A 7,177-nucleotide genomic window follows, 5' to 3' on the forward strand; every position below is an offset into this window, starting at 1 on the left:
ATAAAAACGACTAAACAAAAAACTGCACGACTGGCATACTGCACTTAAGAAAAAAATAGGTGCTAATATTTGCATGGCTAGTCGAAATCTAATCACTAATTTTGAAGAATTTCCTCACGATGGTCGCCACTGGATGATACGGTGGGTAGATGGGTACCAATCGCATGAGGGACGAACATCAACCCCCTCTGTTGGCGTCAAGCTTTGTCCAGTAAGCTCGAACCCAAACAAACAAGAAATCTGCAAGCCTGCCAGCCTGAGTGAAGAGATCCTGGTACGCGCACATACGGGAATAGTTCCAGAGCTTGTTTTAGGTACCATATACAAAAATGGGCGCCTAATTGGTCGCGCTAATGCTCAAACTATTAATATTAATGCAGATTTAACAGATAACAGTTCTAGAATTGTTAAAGCAAACGATATCATGCCTGAAAGGCCAAGTTGGTGGAAAGATGAATTCCCATACCGTTGGATAGGGCAGTCAGAATACAATCTTGGAAAAGACTTTTCTAACAGCTACTGCGTTGTAATTCAGCAAGCACAAAGTACCTATATAATCCCTTGCCACGAAGTTTTTAGGGCCCTCATGGCACCCTCTTCTGAGTTCGCACTAGCATTAACAACGGGGCCATGGGCAACAACTAGGGAAAGAATTGTTAATATACAAAAAACTGGAACAATTTCCGATGACGAATGGTTGGTAATTTTAAGAAAGAGAATTAAGGATAAGTTTGCTGATAATGCAGCGAATCTCACTATTTCTGAACATGGCATTCAAGCAGCTAATGCTATTTATGCTAATGCCTTAAGGGCTACTGGTGAGTCTTATATATATGCAGGCATTCCTTTTCTAGTTAACAATTTTAAATTTTCTGTACGTGCAGTTCAAATACAATCAGAACCTAACAAATATCTTTGCTTGGAGATAATCTCAGCAACGTGGCCTTTTAGTAACTTGACAATCCACCATGGTCGCGACAATAGTGGCGAGACAGGCAAAGACACTATAGATTCAGATAAAGATAAGCCTTGGCCAAATGGCAGTCAGAACAACAGCAGCCCAAATGATGATTTAGCGATTTCTTCTAAAGAAGATCCTGCAGCGAATTCTGGGCTTGATGAAATCAGCTCTTTAGGGGTTGCTTGGAAAAACAAACCAGAATTAAAAAAAATTGAAAAAGAGGTTAGTTATAAATACCTTACAGGAAAAGTAACGCCTATTGAAAATCAATTTTTCAAGTATGGCACTTCTGGATTACCGACGCATGGAAATACAGAAACAAAGGAGGTTTCTGCGGAACAGGTCGGCCAAACAAACATGCCTTATAGGTTTTTGCAGTTAAAGAAAATGTTGAATCTGCTTCGCAATAAAAAAATAATAAGTAATCTTTTCTGCTATCAGCCACAAGAAGGCGGTCTGTTTAGAGATAACATTCTGACTTGGCCATTACCCAAAAGAGTTATAGACGAGTATCAAAAAAAACACAGAAGGGACAAATGGACCACGTTAACACTTTCAAAACATAGAAGCGTTTTAGTTTATCATTTTGACTACAGCGGAAGTAGAGTATTTCTTCTTGAAATTGAATGTAGAGAAAATGAGGGTGGGTACTGTGCGTTACTGCTTGAGATAACAGAAGAAAACCATCAAGCGACTATCAAAAAAGTTATAAACCACATAGCATTTTTCCGTGGAAATTTAAAAGGAGCTGAAAGTAAAATTCGAGCTTCTTCGGGTGTTTTAGATATGAAAACATGGGTACACGCATATAATAAAAAGCAAGATAGCAGTTCATCTATAAAGCCACTTAACCATGTAAGCTTCACCAAAGCTTTAAGAACGCTCACAGGCGAATAAAGACTAAAGTAATTTAAAATATATAAGCTAGGTGAAACGTACCGAAAGACGTCATCCAGAGGGCGGTTTTTGTAAGAGGCTACTTTAGCAGCCCTTCCGAAAGCCGCAATTCATGCTAAACAGCATTGCCCTCTTACCATGCTTCACTAAAAGCCTGAGAAATTTGACTCCCCATCATGTATGAGTGACGCCAAAAGCAACCTAATTCACGCTCTGCCGATAAAGCGGGAGGAAGCTCCATCACTGCTAAATGATCCGGTAAATGTACATCTCTTACCCAGCCATACGGCAATAATGCATGACCATAACCTGCGGCAACTAAAGCCATTCGATGCTCAACACCAAGGCCATATGTACGAGTCAAGCCGGAGCTTAATAATTTACTTAAGCCTTCAGTAATTAGCGATGGAACAAAATCATCCTCGCTAAGTGGTAGTAATCCAGGCTCACAGAGCATAAGAGGATGGAGTTCAGGCTGAAGTTTATCGGCTCGCACTAGTAAGACAAAGTGTTCCTTGAATAAGCTTGTATATGCCATCCCCTCAGGAACCGACTGTGCTGCACTAATTAGCAAATCAATTTCACGGTTCTGTAAACGCCGTAACAGACCTTGATGCTTGCCACTAACCAACTCGACTTTAGTTTTACCTGAACGGTGAGCACAAATCTGGATAATCCGTAACAAGTTATCCGGTGCCAGTGAGGAAATCACTCCAATACGTAAGGTTTGCCCAAAGGGAAGAGCTAAGCCATCATCACGTAACCCCTCAAGCCGAGTCACGCCTTCTAAAATTACGGCGATTAAGTCTAAAACTTCCTTTCCAAAGGCAGTGGGTGTTATTTTACTCCCCCTTTCAAAAATGGGCTGTCCGAGAATTTCCTCTACTTTTTTTACTTGATAAGACAAGCCCGAGGTCGAAATACCCATGTCTATGGCCGCATAACGAAAACTACGTTTCATTGCGACGGCCTCAACTAAAAGCAAGTCACGCACAGACACTGCTGCTAGCTTGTTCGAAATTACTTCACGCACCGTCATAAACATTTCGATTCCAATTGATGAAACACTGGCTATAATATTTTTAATCAAAATGATAGTCAATCTCATTCTTAATTGGAGAGGTTATGACCTCAATACCCCGTTGCTTTGCCGTGCTAGTAGCGACAACTTTGTTATCAGGTAACTTGTCAGCGCAAGAATTTAACTTTACTGATGTAACCGGACAGGAAATTAAGTTAGAAGCCCCTCCTGGACGTATCATTACTCTGCCCAAACCAGCTGCAGCTACCTTCATCGCAATAGATGGTTCTACCGAGCTGTTAGTGGGTATGAATGAGGGCTCTAAACGAGCCTTTGAGAGCGGTATGATGAGCGTTATGTTTCCTGAAGCTGTTGATATCTCCAGTGACATTGTGTCGGAAAACGGTGGTTGGATGCCCAACGTAGAGGCCATCGCAGCACTTAAACCGGATTTAGTCATCCAGTGGGGTGAGCGCGGCGATGATATCGTAGCTCCACTTCGCAATGCAGGTTTGCCCGTTGCTCTAATGGTAGGCGGTGGCAATGCGGGTACAGAAGAGCTGGCCCGAGCCAATATGAAAATGGTGGCTGATATCACGGGTAATACTGAAAAACTGTCAAAGCTTATTGATTGGCGTGACCGTGTACAAAGTGAAATTACTACTGGTTTAAAACAAGTAGGCTCTCATGCAACACCAAGCATTTTGCATTTGCGCTCTGCCAATCCCAAGTTGACTGCTACTGGTGAGAAAAGTTATCAACAGACCTTCATCGAGCTGGTTGGCGCTAAAAATGTAGCTCAAGGAGTTGGCGTACGAAGCACTGTTAGCGTGGAACAGATTCTTGAATGGAACCCAGATATTATCTTACTTTCCGCAGCAGAGACGGATGCTGGATTAGAAGCGATATACGACGACCCATTACTTTCTCGCTTAAATGCCGCCGTACAAAAACGCGTTTATAAGACACCTCAAGGTGGATATATCTGGGATAGTGCTTCCCATGAAAGCCCCTACACATGGATGTGGCTGGCCAATCTTACTCATCCCGATATTTTCTCTTTTGACCTACGTCACGAATTAAAAGAAGGCTTCAAATTACTTTATAACTTTGACCTATCGGAAGAGCAGATAGATCGAATTCTGCGTATTGCTATGAACGGCGACAGTCACGGTTATCAAGTGTTTCGTAAGCAATGAACACATATAAGCGATCGATTCACTCGTCCTCAGAAATGGTTGAGCCAGTTACCCTGAGCGCTTGGCGTGCTAGTCATTGGCTTCTTTTGTCCCTACTGCTTATAGCGACTGTGCTAATCGGGCTATCAGTAGGTCGATACAGCGTAGCGCTAGATGAGATTGTAGCCATCCTATATGCAGCCTTACGAGGTGATAACTCACAGCATATGGATGCGTTGGTGATCTTGAATGTACGCTTGCCGCGCATATTATTGGCAGGAGTATGTGGGGCTGGGCTTGCCATCTGCGGGGTAGCCTTACAAACCTTATTTCGTAACCCTCTCGTTTCACCTAAAGTGCTAGGTTTATCCTCAGGTTCAGCATTAGGAGGATCACTGGCAATTTTGGCTGGAGTAGGGGGGCCGCTACTGATGGGGGCTACGTTTGTATCAGCATTTGCTGCTCTGTTTTTAGTAGTGCTGATTTCAAATATGGCGGGTCGTACTTTGATGACTATTGTGCTTGCTGGAATTGTTATTGATGCTTTATTTGCAGCAGGTATTTCGTTAGTTCAATATGCCGCGGATCCAGAAACGAGTTTACCTGCCATCGTCTTTTGGCTGATGGGAAGCTTTGCAACGGCGAGTTGGGAAAAATTTGCACAAACTGCTCCTATACTCATTGCCAGCATTTACCTACTGAATAGAATGCGCTATCGCATTGCTGTACTCGCTATGGGTGACGACGAAGCTAAGTCGTTTGGCATCCATGTTGCACGCTCCCGGATGATCGTCTTCGCGTTGATTTCTATCATTATCGGCGCCTGCGTAACCGCATCGGGCGTAGTGGGGTGGGTAGGACTCGTAATCCCACACTTTGCTCGTATGTTAGTAGGCGAAGATCACCGCCGGCTCTATTTCACGAGTCTTATGCTGGGTGCCACTTTCATGATTTTGACTGATACGTTGGCTCGTAGTTTAACTGCTGCAGAGATTCCTTTAGGCGTACTCACAGCTCTAGTTGGCGCCCCCGTCTTTGTGTACTTACTATGCACTCGTCGACGTGAAAGGGCTTAATCATGCAAACCGTCTTTACCTCTCATCTCAGTTTAACTGGAGCGTGCGTACGTTTTAGTGAACGTGTGATTTTTCAGGATTTAAGTTTTAACGTACAAAAGGGCGAAACGTTGGCCATTTTGGGCCCAAACGGACGCGGTAAGACTACGTTGCTAAAAGCTCTATTAGGCTCACAACGTTTAGATCAAGGACAACGGCAGGTACCCCACCTCATCGGCTATGTACCTCAATACCAATACGGTAGTGAAAACCATTGTTGCCTCGATGTGGTACTCATGGCACGAGCCGCCTTGCTTCCCATGTTCAGCCTTCCTTCACAGCGGGATCGTAAGCTAGCTCTTGAAGCATTGGAAAAAGTAGGCGGAGGGCATTTTGCTTATCGTTTATATGGCTCTCTATCCGGCGGCGAGCGCCAATTAGTGTTGCTTGCTCGTGCTTTAGCTACTGGTGCTGAGGTACTCATACTTGATGAGCCGGCTTCAGCTTTAGATTTAGCTAATCAGGACTTATTGCTTAACGTCTTATTCGAGTTACGCCGAGTACGTAGCCATTCGGTCGTTTTTACCACTCACCATCCGCAACACGCTCTGCATCTCGCAGACAAAGTACTGCTGATGCACACCAACGATCAGATTAAATTTGGTCCAGCTGATGAGCTGTTAACCGAGTCTGAGTTATCCCGTTTATACAACGTCAGACTACGCCGTCTAATGGTGCAAACGGGAGAACATTTTCAAAGCACAATCTGCCCGGTTTTTGGAATACGTGAACCGGATCAAGATATGCCCATTTCTTATCCTCTAAACAAAGGTAAATACAATGAGTAACGATACAATCTCCTATCTGGAAAATGGACATGAATTTACAGTCCACTTTGATGAGTTATTAAAATACCACGGTGCCGGTTATCCGGGTGGTGTAGCCCACGGGCTAAAAGTTATGCAGCGAGCCTGGCCCTTGCTAGATAATGGTCGTTTGCCTGAACGACGTGAAATTCGCTGTGTCACAGCCTTTGGAGGCCCAGGGGGTAGAGATGCGATTGAGTTTGTTACCCGCGGTCTTACTGAGGGTCGCTACATTGTTGATAACTCAGTAGGGCTCGAAGAAGAAGAGTCCCCCGGTGGTCGTTATTACTTCCGTTTCGAGTACCGTGGCACCGCTGTTGAAATCACCATCCGTCCCGGACACGTACGCCCCGAGTTCATTCAGTTAGCACGCAAGAAAGACCGCTCACCAGAAGAAGAGATCATTTTGGCTGAAATGAAGCTCGAAATGGGAGAACGCTTGTTAGTCCAGCCCGCAGAAGATATTTACAACGCTACCGTATTATCGTAATAAGTCATAGCCATGAGTCAAGAACGTCAAACTTGGCTCGGGCTACTTGCCCGAGCTAACTGCCCGGTTTTTGGAATACGTGAACCGGATCAAGATATGCCCATTTCTTATCCTCTAAACAAAGGTAAATACAATGAGTAACGATACAATCTCCTATCTGGAAAATGGACATGAATTTACAGTCCACTTTGATGAGTTATTAAAATACCACGGTGCCGGTTATCCGGGTGGTGTAGCCCACGGGCTAAAAGTTATGCAGCGAGCCTGGCCCTTGCTAGATAATGGTCGTTTGCCTGAACGACGTGAAATTCGCTGTGTCACAGCCTTTGGAGGCCCAGGGGGTAGAGATGCGATTGAGTTTGTTACCCGCGGTCTTACTGAGGGTCGCTACATTGTTGATAACTCAGTAGGGCTCGAAGAAGAAGAGTCCCCCGGTGGTCGTTATTACTTCCGTTTCGAGTACCGTGGCACCGCTGTTGAAATCACCATCCGTCCCGGACACGTACGCCCCGAGTTCATTCAGTTAGCACGCAAGAAAGACCGCTCACCAGAAGAAGAGATCATTTTGGCTGAAATGAAGCTCGAAATGGGAGAACGCTTGTTAGTCCAGCCCGCAGAAGATATTTACAACGCTACCGTATTATCGTAATAAGTCATAGCCATGAGTCAAGAACGTCAAACTTGGCTCGGGCTACTTGCCCGAGCTAAC

At 44.5% G+C, this 7,177-nt stretch carries 7 protein-coding genes; 6 read left to right on the forward strand and 1 reads right to left on the reverse strand.

The window, feature by feature from the left end:
* Window positions 1-73 precede the first annotated feature (73 nt).
* Complete coding sequence (locus tag INT20_RS14075; protein WP_096277126.1) at window positions 74-1,858, forward strand: hypothetical protein; 1,785 nt, start codon at window positions 74-76, stop codon at window positions 1,856-1,858.
* Window positions 1,859-1,991: 133 nt separating this feature from the next.
* Here the strand turns inward: INT20_RS14075 and INT20_RS14080 are convergent, their stop codons facing one another.
* A complete protein-coding gene (locus INT20_RS14080) occupies window positions 1,992-2,960 on the reverse strand; it encodes a LysR family transcriptional regulator (RefSeq protein WP_226912184.1) in 969 nt (322 codons plus the stop codon).
* Window positions 2,961-2,983: 23 nt separating this feature from the next.
* On the opposite strand from INT20_RS14080, the gene INT20_RS14085 reads away from it, so the two are divergent.
* The 5 genes from INT20_RS14085 (at window position 2,984) to INT20_RS14105 (ending at window position 7,117) form a co-directional block, all read left to right on the forward strand.
* Window positions 2,984-4,078 carry an ABC transporter substrate-binding protein gene (locus INT20_RS14085; protein WP_192524247.1) on the forward strand — a complete coding sequence of 365 codons (1,095 nt, stop codon included), beginning with the start codon at window positions 2,984-2,986 and terminating at the stop codon, window positions 4,076-4,078.
* Window positions 4,079-4,113: 35 nt separating this feature from the next.
* On the forward strand, window positions 4,114-5,133 hold the full coding sequence (locus tag INT20_RS14090) for a FecCD family ABC transporter permease (protein ID WP_226912187.1): 1,020 nt from the start codon (window positions 4,114-4,116) through the stop codon (window positions 5,131-5,133).
* A gap of 2 nt (window positions 5,134-5,135) precedes the next feature.
* A complete protein-coding gene (locus INT20_RS14095; RefSeq protein ID WP_016239116.1) occupies window positions 5,136-5,960 on the forward strand; it encodes an ABC transporter ATP-binding protein in 825 nt (274 codons plus the stop codon).
* Entirely contained in the window at window positions 5,953-6,468 is a 516-nt protein-coding gene (locus tag INT20_RS14100; RefSeq protein ID WP_019282989.1) for a hypothetical protein, read from the forward strand. Before INT20_RS14095 ends, INT20_RS14100 begins: the two co-directional genes overlap by 8 nt.
* Before the next feature lie 133 nt (window positions 6,469-6,601).
* Entirely contained in the window at window positions 6,602-7,117 is a 516-nt protein-coding gene (locus tag INT20_RS14105; RefSeq protein WP_019282989.1) for a hypothetical protein, read from the forward strand.
* Window positions 7,118-7,177: the final 60 nt, after the last annotated feature.

This window comes from Halomonas citrativorans (assembly GCF_014898005.1).
In the GTDB taxonomy this organism is placed as follows: Bacteria; Pseudomonadota; Gammaproteobacteria; order Pseudomonadales; family Halomonadaceae; genus Vreelandella; species Vreelandella citrativorans.

Excerpts from the sequence above, each read along its gene's own strand:
- INT20_RS14075 (WP_096277126.1), top strand. The coding sequence starts at position 74 with ATGGCTAGTCGAAATCTAATCACTAATTTTGAAGAATTTCCTCACGAT.
- INT20_RS14085 (WP_192524247.1), top strand. The coding sequence starts at position 2,984 with ATGACCTCAATACCCCGTTGCTTTGCCGTGCTAGTAGCGACAACTTTG.
- INT20_RS14090 (WP_226912187.1), top strand. The coding sequence starts at position 4,114 with ATGGTTGAGCCAGTTACCCTGAGCGCTTGGCGTGCTAGTCATTGGCTT.
- INT20_RS14095 (WP_016239116.1), top strand. The coding sequence starts at position 5,136 with ATGCAAACCGTCTTTACCTCTCATCTCAGTTTAACTGGAGCGTGCGTA.
- INT20_RS14100 (WP_019282989.1), top strand. The coding sequence starts at position 5,953 with ATGAGTAACGATACAATCTCCTATCTGGAAAATGGACATGAATTTACA.
- INT20_RS14105 (WP_019282989.1), top strand. The coding sequence starts at position 6,602 with ATGAGTAACGATACAATCTCCTATCTGGAAAATGGACATGAATTTACA.